Source organism: Streptomyces sp. NPDC051963 (genome assembly GCF_044593495.1).
GTDB lineage: Bacteria > Actinomycetota > Actinomycetes > Streptomycetales > Streptomycetaceae > Streptomyces.
This window is the reverse complement of record NZ_JBIUCC010000001.1, coordinates 148,678-164,599: the sequence shown is the minus strand read 5'-3', so window position 1 is coordinate 164,599 and position 15,922 is coordinate 148,678. Positions and strand designations below refer to the sequence as shown.

15 protein-coding genes are annotated in these 15,922 nt (G+C 69.0%); 3 read left to right on the top strand and 12 right to left on the bottom strand.

Going from position 1 to position 15,922, the window contains the following annotated elements; translation table 11 throughout:
• Nucleotides 1-128 precede the first annotated feature (128 nt).
• From ACIHFB_RS00745 to ACIHFB_RS00695, 11 genes are all read right to left on the bottom strand, one after another.
• Nucleotides 129-797 carry a DsbA family protein gene (locus ACIHFB_RS00745; protein ID WP_400124715.1) on the bottom strand — a complete coding sequence of 223 codons (669 nt, stop codon included), beginning with the start codon at nucleotides 795-797 and terminating at the stop codon, nucleotides 129-131.
• A complete protein-coding gene (locus ACIHFB_RS00740; RefSeq protein WP_400124713.1) occupies nucleotides 794-2,824 on the bottom strand; it encodes a cytochrome c oxidase assembly protein in 2,031 nt (676 codons plus the stop codon). The genes ACIHFB_RS00745 and ACIHFB_RS00740 overlap by 4 nt, the downstream gene beginning before the upstream one ends.
• Nucleotides 2,814-3,416: a copper resistance protein CopC gene (locus ACIHFB_RS00735; protein WP_400124711.1), complete on the bottom strand. Its 603-nt coding sequence runs from the start codon at nucleotides 3,414-3,416 to the stop codon at nucleotides 2,814-2,816. Before ACIHFB_RS00735 ends, ACIHFB_RS00740 begins: the two co-directional genes overlap by 11 nt.
• Nucleotides 3,417-3,505: 89 nt before the next feature.
• Nucleotides 3,506-4,177, bottom strand: coding sequence for a hypothetical protein (locus ACIHFB_RS00730; protein ID WP_400124709.1), 672 nt, complete (start codon nucleotides 4,175-4,177; stop codon nucleotides 3,506-3,508).
• A gap of 265 nt (nucleotides 4,178-4,442) precedes the next feature.
• The gene (locus ACIHFB_RS00725; protein WP_365282177.1) at nucleotides 4,443-5,477 is read right to left on the bottom strand and encodes a 2-hydroxyacid dehydrogenase; all 1,035 of its coding nucleotides are present in this window, start codon (nucleotides 5,475-5,477) and stop codon (nucleotides 4,443-4,445) included.
• The gene (locus ACIHFB_RS00720; RefSeq protein WP_400124707.1) at nucleotides 5,474-6,097 is read right to left on the bottom strand and encodes a histidine phosphatase family protein; all 624 of its coding nucleotides are present in this window, start codon (nucleotides 6,095-6,097) and stop codon (nucleotides 5,474-5,476) included. The genes ACIHFB_RS00725 and ACIHFB_RS00720 overlap by 4 nt, the downstream gene beginning before the upstream one ends.
• Nucleotides 6,094-7,581, bottom strand: a complete 1,488-nt coding sequence (locus ACIHFB_RS00715; protein ID WP_400124705.1) for an FGGY-family carbohydrate kinase — start codon at nucleotides 7,579-7,581, stop codon at nucleotides 6,094-6,096. Before ACIHFB_RS00715 ends, ACIHFB_RS00720 begins: the two co-directional genes overlap by 4 nt.
• Nucleotides 7,578-9,086, bottom strand: a complete 1,509-nt coding sequence (locus tag ACIHFB_RS00710) for an FGGY family carbohydrate kinase (protein WP_400124703.1) — start codon at nucleotides 9,084-9,086, stop codon at nucleotides 7,578-7,580. The genes ACIHFB_RS00715 and ACIHFB_RS00710 overlap by 4 nt, the downstream gene beginning before the upstream one ends.
• A gap of 5 nt (nucleotides 9,087-9,091) precedes the next feature.
• Entirely contained in the window at nucleotides 9,092-10,336 is a 1,245-nt protein-coding gene (locus ACIHFB_RS00705) for a sugar ABC transporter permease (RefSeq protein WP_400125574.1), read from the bottom strand.
• Nucleotides 10,337-10,338: 2 nt separating this feature from the next.
• On the bottom strand, nucleotides 10,339-11,175 hold the full coding sequence (locus ACIHFB_RS00700) for an ATP-binding cassette domain-containing protein (protein ID WP_400124701.1): 837 nt from the start codon (nucleotides 11,173-11,175) through the stop codon (nucleotides 10,339-10,341).
• 32 nt (nucleotides 11,176-11,207) lie between these two features.
• Nucleotides 11,208-12,284: a sugar ABC transporter substrate-binding protein gene (locus ACIHFB_RS00695; protein ID WP_365282172.1), complete on the bottom strand. Its 1,077-nt coding sequence runs from the start codon at nucleotides 12,282-12,284 to the stop codon at nucleotides 11,208-11,210.
• Nucleotides 12,285-12,592: 308 nt separating this feature from the next.
• Here ACIHFB_RS00695 and ACIHFB_RS00690 point away from each other — a divergent pair, with 308 nt between their 5' ends.
• From ACIHFB_RS00690 to ACIHFB_RS00680, 3 genes are all read left to right on the top strand, one after another.
• On the top strand, nucleotides 12,593-13,399 hold the full coding sequence (locus tag ACIHFB_RS00690) for a DeoR/GlpR family DNA-binding transcription regulator (protein WP_365282171.1): 807 nt from the start codon (nucleotides 12,593-12,595) through the stop codon (nucleotides 13,397-13,399).
• Between the two features lie 264 nt (nucleotides 13,400-13,663).
• The gene (locus tag ACIHFB_RS00685; RefSeq protein ID WP_400124698.1) at nucleotides 13,664-14,464 is read left to right on the top strand and encodes an FkbM family methyltransferase; all 801 of its coding nucleotides are present in this window, start codon (nucleotides 13,664-13,666) and stop codon (nucleotides 14,462-14,464) included.
• A gap of 183 nt (nucleotides 14,465-14,647) precedes the next feature.
• Complete coding sequence (locus ACIHFB_RS00680) at nucleotides 14,648-15,280, top strand: DUF2461 family protein (protein ID WP_365282169.1); 633 nt, start codon at nucleotides 14,648-14,650, stop codon at nucleotides 15,278-15,280.
• A gap of 101 nt (nucleotides 15,281-15,381) precedes the next feature.
• Here ACIHFB_RS00680 and ACIHFB_RS00675 read toward each other — a convergent pair whose 3' ends face one another.
• Nucleotides 15,382-15,888: an NUDIX hydrolase gene (locus tag ACIHFB_RS00675; RefSeq protein WP_400124695.1), complete on the bottom strand. Its 507-nt coding sequence runs from the start codon at nucleotides 15,886-15,888 to the stop codon at nucleotides 15,382-15,384.
• Between the last annotated feature and the right edge of the window lie 34 nt (nucleotides 15,889-15,922).

Below are 15,922 nucleotides of genomic sequence, written 5' to 3'. Positions count from 1 at the left end.
ATACGTGGGGTGGGGTGGGGCCGTTCACGGAGGCAGGAAGGCGCCCCCTCGACGGCGGACGTGGCCCGGTTGTCCTGCATCGAGATCGTCAGGGCGGGTACGACGTACTGCATGACCGGGCCGCTGCCTCATCCGGAGAGCCGGTCGTCGATGAGTGCCTTGAACGCCTCGTAGGAGTCAGGAATCCGGATCATCTCTCCGTCGACGAAGAAGGTCGGTGTTCCCTGCACGCCCAGGCCGAGGCCGTCGCGCTGGTCGTACTGCACGCGCCCGGCTACCTCCGGATCGGCCAGGTCGGCGTCGAAGCGGTCCATGTCCAGGCCGAGTTGGTTCGCGTAGCCGCGGAAGGCGTCCTCCTTCCAGTCCTGTGACTCGCCCCACTCCTTCTGGGTGGTGAACAGCTTGTTGTACATCTCCTCGAACTTGCCCTGCCGGGCGGCGGCTTCGGCTGTACGCGCGGCGAGTTCGCCGTTGCGGTGGCCGGGCATGGGGAAGTAGCGGGCGACGAAGGTGACCCGGTCGCCGTACTCCTCGCGCAGCTTCTCGACGACCGGGTACATCGCCCCGCAGCCCTCGCACTCGAAGTCGAGGAACTCGACGATCGTGAGCTCGCTCTTCTTCGGCTCGGTCAGACGATGGCTGGACTCGCGTACCGGCAGGGCCTCGGCGGCCGGCTGTGCGTCCAGGCCGCCGCTGTTCCGGTCGTCGGGGGAGAACAACAGATAGGAGCCGAGGGCGGCGGCGAATCCGGCCACGAGCACGGCGGCGACGATCAGGTTCTTCTTCAGCTTGGTCATGATTCCTCGGTGGTACGGGTGTTGGCGGGCCGTCGGTCGCGGGCGTGGAGGCCGGCCAGGTAGGCGTTGTAGGCGGCGAGTGGGTCGTTGTGGTCGCCGCGGTCGATCTGCCGGTCGATACGGCGGGCTTCGCGCTGGTCGGAGCGGACCCACTGGACGGCCAGGATGATCGTGGTGATCAGGACGGGGATGTCGCCTGTGGCCCAGGCGATCGCACCTGCGTCGTACTGGTCGTCCATCGCCCGCTCGACCCACGGCCGGTCCAGCAGTGACCACCAGCCCTCGCCGATCAGCGCGGTGGAGCTCATCAGCGAGATGCTGAACCAGGAGTGGAACGGCATCGTCAGGATCAGCACGAACAACCGGCCCAGATGCGGCGGGCGGCGCGGGCCGGGGTCGATGCCGATGACGACCCAGAAGAACAGCAGTCCCACGGCCAGGAAGTGCACCAGCATGACCATGTGCCCGAGATGGCTGCGCATCAGCGTCTCGAACAGCGAGGTGTAGTAGACGACGAACGCGCTGCCGATGAACAGCACACTCGCCACCACCGGGTGGGAGACGACCTTGACGTAGCGGCTGTGCAGCAGCCTCATCAGCAACTCGCGCGGCCCGTCCGGCTCGTCCTTCGGCGCGGCGGGCAGGGCTCGCAGGGCGAGGGTGGCGGGGGCGCCGAGCACGAGCAGGATCGGCACCGTCATCGCGAGGATCATGTGCTGGCCCATGTGCACGCTGAACAGCACCTTGCCGTACGCGTTGAGCCCGCTCATGGTGGCGAGGACGGTCACCGCCAGGCCAGCGAGCCACGAAATCGTCCGCCCGACCGGCCACTTGTCGCCCCGGGCGCGCAACTTCCGTACGCCCGCCAGGTACAGCAGCGCCGCGGTGGCCGTACCGAAGGCGAACACCGGATCGAAGTGCCACTCGGTGAACAGCGGCGTCCACGGGAAGTCGCCGAGCGGTGGCGGCATGGCGAAGCCCAGCAGTTCCTCGGTGGGGGAGAGCGGGGTGTCGTCGACGCCGGGTGCCGGGGTGCGGGAGAGGCCGACGGCGAGTCCCATCGCGGCGGCCATGAGCAGGAGTTCACCGGCCGCGAGCCGGACGAACGCACGTCGCCTGCCGTCGCTCAATGCGGGAAGCGTGCGCTTCCGGTGCCACCAGCCGATCCCGCCCAGCAGGGCCAGCGCCACCGCCTTGGCGAGCACCATCTGCCCGTACCGACTCGTGAACACCTCGGCCACGGACGGCAACCGGACCACGGCGTTGACGATCCCGCTGGCCGCGACCGGGATCAGCGCCCAGCCTGCGAGCGGGCTGAAACGCCGGGCCGCGGTCGCCGCATCCGACTCTCGGCGCGCAGCAGTTACGAGGACGAAGACCAGCCCGCCGACCCACACGGCCACACCCACCAGGTGCAGGGCGAGACTGATGACCGCCGCGTCGTGGTTGCCCGCCGCCGCGGAGTGCCCGCTGAACGCCGGCGGCAGCATCCCCATGAGCGCGAGCAGCAACGCCAGGCGCGCCCACCACGCCGTGCCGACCCCCACGCACAGGGTCGCCACCACTCCTGCCGCCGCCGCCATCAGGGCGTACGAGCGGCCCTGTGCATCGGTGGTGACGAAGTCGGCCAGCACGGCGGCGGACGCCACCTCGCCGACAGGCTGGGCGAACAGGTCCGACAGCGTGAGGACGAGGGTCGCGGATGATGCGACGGCCCACAGTCCTGCTGCCGCCGCGGCCCAGGTGAGGTAGCGCAGTTGCGTCGGCCCGAGCTTCCTGCCGCCGGGCAGCAGCACGGCCGCGAGCAGCAGCGCGCCGATGGTCGCCACGGCGGCCGCGTCCGTGACCGTACGGGCCACCGGCAGGCCCCAAGCGGTGAGTGCCCCGGCGTCCGGGATCCCGGGGACCTGGACTGCCGCGCCGCCACCGGCCCACACGGCCGCCGCCGTCACCGTGACCGCGACGCCGAGCGAGGCGGCCAGGACGAACGGCAGCCGCTGAGGTTTGGCGGTGGATTCAGTCGCCATGACCGGCTCGCCTCCGCCGCGCCACGTATGCGCCCACGGCCGCCACCAGCAGGGCCAGCGCGCCGCCGCCCGCGAGGGCGGAGGTGTTCATGCCGGATGACTCCTCACCGGCTGTGTCCGCCTGGGCCGTACGGGCGGCAGGCGTCGGCGGTGCGTCGGCGGACTGTTCCGCTCGCGGCGACGGGCTCGGGTTGCCGGCCGCCTTGACGGTGAACGTGTACGAGCCGGTGATCGGGTGGCCGTCGGCGGAGACCACTCGGTAGCCGACGGTGTAACGACCGGCCGGTGAGCCGGACTCGAGCGGCAAGGTGACGGTCCGGCCCTGGACCTCCGGCTCGCCGGAGGCCGAAGACTCCCCGTCCGGGCCGGTCACGGCGATCTTGGCGTACTTCTGCGTCATCTCGTCGCTGAAGGTCAGCGTGACCTGCGGAGGCAGCCCGGCGAGCGCCGCCTTGGTGCCGGGGCTGCTGACGTCGAGTTCGGTGTGGGCCGCGGCCAGCGGAGCGGCGATGGCCAGTACCGCCAGCGCGGCGGCGGGTACGGCGATGCCGCGTGCCGCCACTCGGGCGGCACGCCGATGAAAGGCGTTCATGATGCGGGACTCTCTGTGTCCCCCGGCGATGTGCTGCGCCGGGACGAAGGAGACCGGCCCGCCCAGCGGTCACCCTCGTGCCAGGCCCGTCAGGGCAGGCAGGGACCGCCGATCAGCGTCGGCCGGAGAAGGACAAGGGGGATCCGAGCCGTGCGCGGGGGCGCCCGGCCCTCGTTGAGCCGCACCAGCAGTGCCGACCTCGGGGGCGCCGTGCTCCGGGTCATGGCAGGGCAGGGCCCAGTGACGTGCCCACCGCCGAGCAGTGGCCACAGGAACAGCAGCAAGCGTTGTACGACCGCCAGCAGCGACCGGCTCTGCCACAACAGCCGTTCGGTCAGGCCCAGCAGACGGGCCGCCAGCAGCAGCATGACCAGATGTCCGGCCAGCAGCGCACCTGCCGGGGGCCCGGTGACCGCGTCATGCTCGACCAGCCGGGACAGACCCCCCACGGAAGCGTCCTGCTCCGTCACCGCCGCACAGACCCCGGGCAACGAGTAGGCGGCGTGGTAGGCCAGTTGCGCGATCGCGAGCACGACCAGCAACTGCGTGTCCGTCAACCGCCGCCGCGTCAGCACCGCCGCACCCGGAACCGCCACCGCGGCCATACCGGCCATGATGATCCACCGGGGCGCATGGCACCGCGCCAGCACATGACCAGCCAGCGGCAGCAGCACGCACAGCGCCGCCAGCATGCTCGCCCGCACTCCCCGCAGCATGCCGGACGCCGGCGAGACGGCTCCCCGCGGACCGTGCGGACTCATCAAGCTTCGGGCCTTCGAAAGCCCGCCCGGGACCGGACGGGACAGCGGACAGCGGACTGGGGCGGGTTGGACTCCCCGCCCGCCCAGGCAGGGTACCGACCCGTCCGCCCCCGGCCTCACGACAGGGTGGCACCCGCGACGGCGCGGACGCCGACCGCAGCTGACTGGGGAGTCGTCATCGGGCGGTTGCGCCGATGAGCATGCCGGCTTACGGGGAGCGGACGATCAGAGCTTTGACATGGGAGCTGGGTGCCGCGTCGGGAGTTCAGTGAAGTTGGGCCAGAACCTGTGGGTTCGCGCAGTGCGCGAGTGGCCGGCCCTCCAGGAACCGTCCTACTTCGGAGGCCACGATGGAGGCGGCGTTGAACGCGGTCTGTTTGCTCGCGCCGGCCAGATGGGGTGTCATGACGATGTTCGGGGTCGTCAGCAGGCGTGAGTCCGCGGGGATCGGCTCTCGGGGGAAGACGTCGAAGGCCGCGCCGAAGAGGTTTCCGGCGTCCAGGGCGTCGCATACGGCGTCGTAGTCGACGAGGGAGCCGCGGGCACAGTTGACCAGGACGCCGCCCGCGGGCATCAGGTCGATCAGCTGGCGGGAGATCAGGCCCTCGGTCTGCGGAGTGGCGCGGGCGTGGACGGTGACGAATGTGGAGCGCCGCATGAGGTCCGGCAGGTCGGTGACCTCGGCCGGTGAGACGTCGTCCGGACGGACAAAGGGGTCGGCGACGAGCACATGGGCGCCGAATCCGCGGAGGATCCGGGCGACCCGGGACCCGATGGCCCCGTATCCCACGATGCCGACGGTGCTGCCCTCGAGCTCCGGCCCGACCTTGTCGAACATGTAGTAGTCACCTCGCCAGGTGCCTGCGGTGAGATCCGCGTGGGTGGCGGGGACGCGTCGGGCCGCGGCCATCATGAGGGCGACCGTGTGCTCGGCGGTGGCGGTGGCGTTGCGCCCGGGGGCGAAGGAGACCGCGACGCCGTGCCGGGTGGCTGCCTCCAGGTTGGCGTTGACGGGGCCGCCGCGGCTGACGCAGAACAGGCGCAGATCGGGGCAGGCTTCCAGGATTCGCTCGGTGAGCGGGGCCATCTGGGTGACGCAGATGTCCACTCCGCTGAGGGCCTCGATGAGCTGCTCCTCGGTGCCGGATGCTTCCCGTACCTCGGCGACCTCCCCGAAGGGCTCGACCGGCCAGGGCAGGGTGAGTTCGCGGAAGGTCGCGGTGGGTGCGGCCGGCCGGAGCCTGTCGACGAGCAGGGAGTTGAGGACGAAGTGGTCACCGGCGCAGAGGATGGTGGTCACTTGATTGCTCCTGAGGTCACGGGGCGGTTCAGCGTCAGCAACGACGGCAGGCCGTTGCTCAGGACGAGTTCGTTCAAGGCGCAGTTGGCCAGGAACGGGAAGATGCGGCGGTACTCGCGCAGTGGCAGGCCGAGCATGCGGCAGAGCGCGAGCCGGATCGCGGTGGAGTGGCCCACGACGAGGACGCGGCCTTCGCGATGATCGGCCTGGAGGTCCGTGAGGAACTCCAGATAGCGGTCGCCGGCGGCGAGAGGGTTCTCTCCCTTGGGGAAGTGGTTGGTCACCGGGTCGGTCTTGAAGGCCGAAAGGCGGTCGGGAAACCGCTGTTGCATCTCCGCGCGGGTGAGGCCCTCGGCGATACCGAAGTCGAGTTCGCGCAGCCGTTCATCCACGCTCACCGGCAGCCCGGTGCTCATCGCGCTGTCGCGTGCGGTCTCTTGCGATCGGGTGAGCGGGGAGGCGAAGATCGCGGTCAGGTCTGCTTGCTCCGCCCAGTCCGCGAGCTGGCGTGATTGTGCGTGGCCGTGCTCGGTCAGCGCGATGTCGGTGCTGCCGGCGTACCGGTTCTCGGCGTGCCACAGGGTCTCCCCGTGTCGGACGAGGATGACATGGAGGCTCAAGGCGCCGTCCTTTCTCGTGCGTGGGTCGCGACGACGCCGGGGAGCCAGCCGCGTTGGACAAGCAGATCGAGCAGCCGGACGTAGCCTTCTTCGTGAGGGTCCTTCTCCAAGCGGCGTGGTTCGAGGGTCCGGTCGAGTCGCACCATCGCGGCGGCGACGTTGTCCAGAGGTTCGCGGCTCGATGCGGCCAGTACCGCCATGCCGAGCGCGGGTTGCGCGTTGCGGGGAAGGGTCACGGGGCGTTGCAGCACGTCGGCGCGCAGCTGATTCCACAGGGGGTTGCGGGTGGCCCCGCCGGTGAGGACGACCGCTCCGTCGGTCGGGGCGCCGAGCAGGTCCACGTAGTCGAAGCAGAGCCGTTCGACGTAGGCGGCGCCCTGAAGCAGCGCGGCGAAGGACTCGGCGCGGTTGGCTGGTTCGCGGCTGCCGAACGCGCGGGCATCCGGGGCGACGAAAGGGAACCGCTCCCCCGGGGAGACCAGTGGATAGCGCAAGAGGTCGGTGGGCAGCAGTGCCGCGGCCTCGCGGGTGAGCCGGTCCAGGTCGACGTCCGCGAATTCCCGGGCGACCAGGCCGGCTCCGACACTGGAGGCTCCGCCGGGCAGCCAGTGGCCGGAGGGTGATCGGTGGGAGTACACCACCCCGTGCGGATCATGAACGAGGTCCTTGGTGACGCCTTTGAGTACCAGGGTGGTGCCCATGACGGAGTTCCAGCTTCCGACCTCGGTGGCGCCGGAGCCCAGTTGCGCCGCGCAGCCGTCGGTCATCCCGGCGACGACGGCGGTGCCTTCGCTGAGCCCGGTCTCCGCGGCGGCCGCGGCGCAGACCTGACCGATGACCGTGCCGGGCAGCACCAGGTCGGGCAGCATCGCGCGGGGAATCCCCAACGCGGCGAGAACGGGCTCGGGCCATGTCACCTGTGCGGCGTCGGCGCCGGTCTTGAGCGCATTGCTGGTGTCGGTGGGTACCTCGTGCCCGACGAGCCTGCTGTTGATGACGTCGTTCTGATGCGCCAGTCGCCAGCCGTTTTCGGCGGCGTGTGGATAGTGGTCGAGCAGCCATCGGAGCTTGGGCAGGGCCCAGGACCGCTGCATCCGCTGGTAGCCGGCCTTGGCCCACTGCTGCGCCCCGGCGGCGTTGACCTGCTCCACCTCCGCCGCGGCGCGGCCGTCGTCGTACATCAGCGCTGGTGTCACACAGAGGCCACGGCGGTCCAGCATGGTGATCGTGCCGGAGGTCGCGTCGACTGCCACCCCCTGGACCCGGCGCAGGTCGGCACCCGCGGCGCGTGCCAGGTCGATCGCCGTGAGGACAGCGCGCCACCACTGCTCGGGGTGCTGCTCATGGCGGTCGCCCTCCCGGCGGCCGGTCAGCGGGCACGAGCCCTCGCCCAGCACACTGCCGTCGGACGCGGCGACGACCACTCGTACGCCCTGAGTCCCCAGGTCGATGCCCAGCCAGGCAGCACTTCCGCTGGCGGTCATGCGCCGACTCCACCGGTCGGGGTCGAACGTGTCTGTCCGTGGTCGCGTGCCCACATCGGCTGGTTCAGCTCCCGCAGCCGCAAGAAGTCGGTGTACCGGTCGCTGAAGTCGTCGTACGCCTCCAGATCGGGCTCGTATGTGGCGGCGACCTCCACGTGCCGGGCGGCGGCGGTCGGGAAGTCCGGCTCACGGCCGGTGGCGACGAGGCCGGTCAGCCAGGCGCCGCGGGCCCCGACCTCCGCGGAGGCGGGAACGGTCACAGGAAGGCCGGTCACATCGGAGATCAGCCGCATCCAGAAGTCGCTTCTGGTGCCGCCGCCGCAGAGCGCCAGTCGGTCCGGGGAACCCGGGGCCGCGGCCAGGCAGTCGCGGATGGTCATGGTGACTCCCTCCACCAGCGCCCGGGCCACGTCCTCGCGGCCGGCTTCGAGGGACAGGCCGGAAAGGGAGCCGCGCGCGGTGGTGTCGAAGAACGGGGCCCGCTCTCCGGCAGGGGAGAGGTAAGGGATGAACCGCACCCCGGCTGTATTGCGGCTGCCGCGCGCCGCCAGACCCATGAGATCTGTGACAGAGGCCAGTCCGAGCATGCCCGCACCCCAGTCCAGGACGTCGCCGCCGCTCATGGTGGGGAAGGCGCGGAGGTAGCGCCCCGGGGCTCCGAGCGTCACGGTGATGCCCACCGGTTCATCGGTGACCACCGTGTCCGTGATGACCTCGGTGGCCAGGGTGGTGCCGAGGATGCAGCATGCCTGACCGGCCCTCACCGCGCCGGTGCCGATGGCGGTGGCGCAGATGTCGTACGGCGCCAGCACCACCGGGATACCTGCGGGCAGGCCGGTCTCCGCGGCTGCCGAGGTGGTGAGCGTGGTGACTCGGTGGTCGTCGTCGCGAAGCTCGGGCAGGAGCCGACGCGCCCACTCCAGGCCGTAGAGCTCGAACAGCCGGTCGGACCAGTCGCGCCGCCTGATGTCCAGGAATGGTGCAGAGGCGTCCGACTCGTCGACGGCGGGCTCACCCGTCAGCTTCAGGTGAAGCCAGCCACCGCAGGTCAGCAGGTGACTCGAGTCGGCCACCCGGGCGGGGTCGTTCTCGTGCAGCCAGGCCAGCACGGCGTTGGGCATCCCGGTGGACACGCGAGACCCGCTGATCCCGAACGCCTCCCGTGCCACCCCGTCGCGCTCCCACGCGGTGATCTGGGTTGTGGCCCGCCCGTCGTTCCACAGCACGGCAGGCCCGGTGGGACGTCCCTGGCCGTCGACCAGCCAGGCGCCGTCGCCCTGTGCGGTGACCGCGACCATGTCGGGGGTGTCGGGGAGTTCGGCGACGACTTCCCGGACGGCGTCGGCGACCGCGGCCCAGACCTCGGACATGTCCTGCTCGGCCCACCCGGGACGGGGTCGCATCACCTGGGTCGGCCGACGGCTCACCGCCAGTTCCCTCCCGTCGTCGGCGTATCCGACCACCTTGATGGTGGTGGTGCCCGCGTCGATGGCGATCGCAGTCACCTGCTTCACCCCCGACCGTGTGCCTGGCGCGAGCGCCGGGCGACGGAGTCCAGGCCGACCGCGATGAGCAGGACCGCGCCGGTGATCATGAACCGGTAGGAGGAGTCGAGGTTCAGCAGAGTGAGACCGCTGGAGATCGACTGGATGACCAGGACCCCGAGCAGGGCGGCAATGGCCGAGCCCCGGCCGCCGAACAGGCTGGTCCCGCCGATCACCGCCGCGGCGATGGCGTTGAGGTTGACGTCTCCGGTACCGGTGCTCTGGTTCGCCGCGGCCAGTCGCGAGGCGGCCAGGATGCCGCCGACCGCGGCCAGGCCGGAACACAGGACGAACACCGAGGTGTACACACGCCGCACGTTGATGCCGGCCCTGCGGGACGCCTCGGCGTTGCCGCCGACCGCGTAGACGGATCGTCCGTACTTGGTGCGGCTGAGCACGTAGTGCATCACCAGCACCAGGGCGACGAAGAACACGAACATCCAGGCGACACCGCGAGTGCGGTTCAGGTAGAAGACCACGAGCAGCAGCCCGGCCAGGAGCACGAGCGACTGCATGACAAGCCACTGCGGCGACGGGGACGACAGCCCGGCGCGGCGGCGGGTTCGGGCCCGCACCCACCTGGTGGTCAGGAACCCGACCGCGGACGCCACGGCCAGTGCGTAGGACATCCAGTGGGGGACGAACCACAGCTGTGCGAACTTCACCAGGGTGGAGTCGTAGGGCAGGTTGATCGCGTTCTGGCCGCGAAGCAGCCACAGTTGCACGCCGAGGAAGGCCAGCAGCCCTCCCAGGGTGACCACGAAGCTGGGTATGCCGAAGCGGTTGAGTGCCTGGCCGTAGAGCCAGCCGATCAGACAGCCGCCGACCACGGCCGCGAGGACCGCCAGCCATATCGGCTGCTCGTCCTTGACCATGACGACGGCGGTGACCGCGGCCGACACACCGCTCACCGAGCCCACGGACAGGTCGATCTGGCCGGCCAGCAGGACGCACACGATCCCCAGCGCGAGGACGCCCACCGGGACCATGTCGAAGGACAGGTTCACCAGATTGGTGCTGGACAGGAACGTCGGGTTAAGTGCCTGGAAGATCGTCCAGATCACCACGATGCCGCCGACGACGGGCAGCATGCCCAAGTCTCCGCCCCGAACGCGGCGGATCGTGGCCCGGATGCTGTCGGTGATGCCTTGCGGCGTCACGAGACGCTCATCCTGTAGGTCGGTGGCCGTTGCCACCGAGTCTTCGGTGATGGTCACAGCTCTTCCTTCTCTCCCTGCTTTTCCTGCTTTTCCTGCGGGGAAGTCGGCCGGCCCGCGGCTCGCCGGGAGACCACGTTGTCGGTCGCGCCGGTGATCGCGGCGACGATCTCTTGGGAGGAGACGTCCTTGGCGTTGTACACACCGTTGTTGCGGCCCAGCCTCAGCACCGCGACGCGGTCGGCGACGGCCCGGACGTCCTCCATGTTGTGGCTGATCATCACCACGCCGAGTCCGTTGTCCTTGAGCCGCTCGACCAGGTTGAGGACCTCGGCCGTCTGCGCGACGCCCAGGGCGGCGGTCGGCTCGTCGAGCAGGACGATCTTCGGGTTGCTCAGCAGGGATCGGGCGATCGCGACCGTCTGCCGCTGGCCGCCGGAGAGGGCGGCCACCGGGACGCCGAGTGTGGGGATCTTCGCCGACAGCTGTCGCAGCAACTGCCAGGAGCGCTTCTCCATGGCGACGTCGTCCAGCATCCAGGGCCGAAGTTCCTGGCCCAGGAACAGGTTCGCCTTGACGTCGAGGTTCTCGCACAGGGCGAGGTCCTGGAAGACCGTCGCTATGCCCATCGCATGGGCAAGGGCCGGTGAGCCCAGGGACACCTTCTCGCCGTGAAAGAAGATCTCTCCCGCGTCGGGTGTGTACACGCCGGAAAGGATCTTCACCAGGGTGGACTTGCCGGCGCCGTTGTCCCCGACGATGGCGACCACCTCACCGGCCGCGACCTCGAGCTCGATATCGGTCAGCGCGGCGACCGCGCCGAAGTTCTTGCAGATTCCGCTCAGCGACAACACAGTGTCCGTGCCCGCACCGGTAACCGCGGTGCCTGTCATCGTGACCCTCTTTTCCGGGAGAATTCAGACCGCTACTGGATGCCCAGGCGTCCGCAGTCGGCGGCGTACTGCGCGGTGCACACGTCCTTGGCCTTGAGCACCCCACCGGAGCCGAAGATGACCTCCTTGAGGTTCTTCTGCGTCACGACCGTCGGCTTGAACAGCTGCGACGGGGTGTTGAACAGCTTGGTGTCGGCCTTGGGCTCCTCGCCCGTCATCAGCTGGTGGACGACGTCCGCGGCCGCCTCGGCGACGATCTTGATCGGCTTGGAGATGGTGCTGAACTGATCTCCCGCGACGATGCGCTGGATCGCGGCCAGCTCCGCGTCGTTGCCGGTGATCGGCGGGACCTTCACATCCGCCGCCTTGAACGCCGCGATCGCACCTCCGCCGGTGCCGTCATTGGCCGCCACCACGCCGGCGATCTTGCCGCGGTACTGGGCGATCTGCCCGCTCGCCCACTGCTGGGCCTTCTCCGGCGACCAGCCCGGTGTGTCGTATTCGGCCAGCAGTTTGAACCCGCTGTCGTCGACGGCGTTGTGAATGCCCTTCTTGATCAGCCCGGCGGCGGCGTCGGTGGGCGACCCGTTGATCTGGAGCACACCGCCCTCGGCCTTGGTCTCCTTCAGGTGATCGACAAGCGACTGGGCAATGGCCTCGCCGATCGCCTCGTTGTCGAACGACACGTAGAAGTCCGCGGGCTTGTCCGGGATGGGACGGTCGTATGCCACCACCTTGACGCCCTGGGACTGCGCCGTCTGCACGATCGTGGCCGCCCCGGCCGAGTCCACCGGGTCGATCACGATCACCTTGGCACCCTGGGCCATCGCGGAATTCGCCTGCTGCTGCTGAAGCGAGGCGTCGCTGTTGGCGTTCTGGTAGATCACTCCGCAGTCCGGGCACAGCTCGGCCATGCGCTTCTTGAACAGCGGAGCGTCGTACTGCTCGTAGCGGGTGGAGGCCAGGTCGGGCATGAGGAACGCGACCTTGCCCGACTCTCCGCCCGCCTTGGCGGTCCCGGAGTTCCCGCTGTTCGGTTCCTGAGCGCATGCGGTGAGAGCACCCAGGGCGAGGATGCCGGCGAGAGCACCACTGGCCAGTTTTCTCATGTTCGACTCCTTGATCCAGGACCGTGCAGCCGCCGGTCGGTCGCTATGACGTAACGCACAAGAAACGCGCGGCGCCTGCGGGTGTCAACACATCCTGAGAACTGCACACCGATACCTGATCCTTTGATCAGCCGGACTGTTCGTTCTCCTGGCATGGGTGAACATCGGTGTGCCATGCTCCTTCGGGAAGCCCGCCACAAACCCTGCTGTAACACGCTCGTTGCAGGTGGAGAGCGTGCAGCGGACGAGATGGAAGCCCGACAGAACGCGTAGGTGTTCTGTTAACAAAAAGGGAACAGAGGGACTTCATGGAGGACGACAAAGATCCGGCCACCGGAGAGGGCGGGCGAGGGCCGCGCGAGAGGCGGGAGCGGATCAAGAGCCGAGTCGTCGACGAAGGCTTCGTCCGCATCGAGCGGCTCGCCGACGAGCTGGGCGTGACACCGATGACCATCCGCCGGGACCTCGACTACCTACAGGGCAAGGGGTGGCTGAGGAAAGTCCGCGGCGGGGCGACCGCACGACCGTCGACGGCGTTCCACGGCGACATCCGGCACCGCACCCAGTCCATGGCGCCGGCGAAGAGCGCACTCGCCCGTGCCGCACTCGGCCTCGTCAAGCCCGGGCAGTCCCTCATCGTCGACGACAGCACCACCGCCCTCGCGCTCACCGGACTGCTCTCGCAGCGCGCACCGCTGACGGTCATCACCAACTTCGTACCCGTCATCCAGGTGCTCGCCGGCAGTCCGGGAATCGAGCTCATCTCGCTCGGCGGCGCGTACTACCCCGCCTACGACGCCTTCCTTGGCATCCGGACCATCGACGCGGTCAACAGCCTGCGTGCCGACACGCTGTTCGCCTCGACGACCGCCATCACCCGCGGCCACTGCTACCACCAGTCCCAGGAGACGGTGGGAGTGAAACGAGCCCTGATGGAAGCCTGCGACCGCAAGATCCTGCTGGTCGACCACACCAAGTTCCAACGCCGCGGCCTCTACCAGCTCGCACCCGTCACCGCGTTCGACCTCGTCATCGTCGACGCCGACATCTCGGCGTCAGACCTCGACACACTTCAGGCCAGCGGCGTGGAGGTCCTCGTTGCCGGTCCGGAGTGAGACCGGCTTCTTGTGCGGTGGGGGAGCGACCCGCGGCCGCCAACGGCGTAGTGGGACTGGTCCCACCCAGCGCCCGAACTTCTATGCGTCTCAGCTTGTCGGCGTACGGACTTGTGTCCCCAACCCGGTACGGGCAATGTCCCCGGCTGCTTGGCCACCGCATGGCCGCGGCCGGCCGATGTCGCACCCTGTGGATCAGGGACGCGGCCGAAGTGAAACATGCGGACTGGATTGTTGGCTCCAACCCTGATAGATCACTCTGTCATGACCATGAAAACGATTGAACTGCACAGCATCAATCGTTGGGAGGCGTCCTTCCTGCGCGCGGAGGTGGACGGCTACTTCACCCACGGCATCGAGTGCACGCCGGGCGCGACGGTACTCGACGTGGGCGCCAACATCGGTGTGTTCTCGGCGGCCGTCTACGAGCGGCTGGACGGGGACGTGCGGATCTACGCCTTCGAGCCGATGCCGCCACTCCACGCGACACTCGAACGCAATGCCCGCGACTTCTTCAACGGACGTCTGACCGCGCTCTCCTACGGCCTGGCGTCGCGTGACGACGAGCTCGATTTCAGCTACGTTCCGGCCGCCACCATCTTCTCGTCCTCCTCGCGGGATCAGGGGAACATCGAGGCTGAGCAGCGCCGGGTCACCGCCAGCGTCGTCGAAATGATCCGCCAGGGCGGCCTGGGACCGGTCCTGCGCCGCGTGCCCACCCCCATCCTCACTCTTCTCGTCAGCCGAAAGCTGCGGGTGATGCGGCGGCTCGAGACGCACCGGGTGAAGGTCAGGCCCCTGTCATCGGCGCTCGACGAGCAGGGCATCGACCAGGTCGATCTGCTGAAGGTCGACGTGGAAGGCGCCGAACTCGAGGTACTCGCAGGCATCGAGGAACGGCATTGGCCGCTGATCCGCCAGGCCGTCGTCGAGGTGGAGCGCTGGCAGCAGAACCGCGACACAGTCTGCGAGGTCCTCCTCGCGCACGGCTTCACAGTCAGCACCGAGCAGGACCCGGTCCAACAGGCCGGTGACATCGGCATGGTGTTCGCGGTCAGGCCCTGACCATACGCAGCACCCAGCACTCGATTTTCAACGGACTTGCCGATCTCCCCGGCCGGGCGGGACCTCACGGAAGGACCTTAGGCGGCGAGCCCGGCCGCAACACTTCTCACGATGTCTGGAGCTACGCCTCCCTGCCCGCCTCACTCTCCGCGCGCGGCCTATGGGTGGGTTATCCTCCGCCGCATGCGCGGACAGTTCACCGGCTGGCCGGAGCAGGCCATGGACGTGTTGTGGCAGCTCCAGGGCGAACCGACCCACGCGACCCGCGAGCGCTACCGCGCGGACCGCGAACACCTGGTCCGGCAGCCGATGATCGCCCTGCTCAACGAGGTCGCGGACGTCGACCCCCGGTACGAGGACTTCTCCGTCTGGCACTACCGCACCGACTCCTGGTGGTGGCAGCACCAGGGCGCGGCGATCCGGCTCGGCCGCAAGATCGAGATCGGTCTACGGTTCTCCCTGGACGGCCTGCGGATCCAGGGCGCCTGGTGGTACCCCGATCCCGGCCAGGTGGACACGTTCCGCAAAGCCGTGGCCTCCGAGGGGAGCGGCCGTGAACTGTCCGCCATCGTCGAGGAATTGCGGAACAAGGGCTACGACATCTCCGGGGACGTGATGAAACGTCCCCCGCGTGGCTATCCGACCGACCACTCCCGTACGGATCTGCTGCGCCACCGTTCGCTGATCGCCGCCCGTCCCCTCGGCTGCGAGGAGTGGCTGCACACCCCCGAGGCGGTCGACCGGGTCCTCTCGGCCGCCGCCGACCTGGACGCCCTGCTGATGTGGCTGGTCCGCCATGTGAAGCGCGCCGCCTGACATGACGGGAGCGCCGCGCGGCACGGGAGCAACCACACCCGTGCCGCCTGCCCCGGGACGCCGAGTCGCGGAGCAGGAACTCCAGCAACGCCCACCACAGCTCACATCGCTCCTGGCTGCACCGGCAGAGCGCGATATCGGTCGAACGCCTCCCGAGCATCCGGAACGAACTCCCGATGCCGGACCAGGTCCGTCAGTTCGGACTCAGTCAGCCAGTCATGCCAAGCAACCTCCGAAGGGTTGGGCCGGACCGGTGTCGTGACGACGACCTCATGCAGACCGAGCCAATACGGGCTGATCGCGCCCTCGCACAAGAATTTGAACAGAAAGCGAGGACGGGCGTGAACACCAAGCTCTTCCACCAACTCGCGCGCAGCAGCCTCCTCATACGACTCGGCCACGTCCACCGCGCCTCCGAGCATCCAGTTGATCTGTCCCGGGAAAAGGGCGACATCGTCTGGACGGCGGTGGACAAGGAAACGCCCCGCGCCGTTGCGGCACACGATCGTCGATATGCGATGCAGCCACCGCTGACGGATCGCCTCCCCCCTCTCCACGACAGCCAGCACCTCGTCACGGTCGTCAACCCGCTCAACAAGTTCACCCATGGGGCACACGATGGCAGAGGGAACCGAAAAGCCC

Bases quoted from the DNA above. Each gene is read 5' to 3' on its own strand.
- ACIHFB_RS00745 (WP_400124715.1), bottom strand. From the start codon at position 797: ATGACCAAGCTGAAGAAGAACCTGATCGTCGCCGCCGTGCTCGTGGCC.
- ACIHFB_RS00740 (WP_400124713.1), bottom strand. From the start codon at position 2,824: ATGGCGACTGAATCCACCGCCAAACCTCAGCGGCTGCCGTTCGTCCTG.
- ACIHFB_RS00735 (WP_400124711.1), bottom strand. From the start codon at position 3,416: ATGAACGCCTTTCATCGGCGTGCCGCCCGAGTGGCGGCACGCGGCATC.
- ACIHFB_RS00730 (WP_400124709.1), bottom strand. From the start codon at position 4,177: ATGAGTCCGCACGGTCCGCGGGGAGCCGTCTCGCCGGCGTCCGGCATG.
- ACIHFB_RS00715 (WP_400124705.1), bottom strand. From the start codon at position 7,581: ATGACCGCCAGCGGAAGTGCTGCCTGGCTGGGCATCGACCTGGGGACT.
- ACIHFB_RS00700 (WP_400124701.1), bottom strand. From the start codon at position 11,175: ATGACAGGCACCGCGGTTACCGGTGCGGGCACGGACACTGTGTTGTCG.
- ACIHFB_RS00695 (WP_365282172.1), bottom strand. From the start codon at position 12,284: ATGAGAAAACTGGCCAGTGGTGCTCTCGCCGGCATCCTCGCCCTGGGT.
- ACIHFB_RS00690 (WP_365282171.1), top strand. From the start codon at position 12,593: ATGGAGGACGACAAAGATCCGGCCACCGGAGAGGGCGGGCGAGGGCCG.
- ACIHFB_RS00685 (WP_400124698.1), top strand. From the start codon at position 13,664: ATGACCATGAAAACGATTGAACTGCACAGCATCAATCGTTGGGAGGCG.
- ACIHFB_RS00680 (WP_365282169.1), top strand. From the start codon at position 14,648: ATGCGCGGACAGTTCACCGGCTGGCCGGAGCAGGCCATGGACGTGTTG.
- ACIHFB_RS00675 (WP_400124695.1), bottom strand. From the start codon at position 15,888: ATGGGTGAACTTGTTGAGCGGGTTGACGACCGTGACGAGGTGCTGGCT.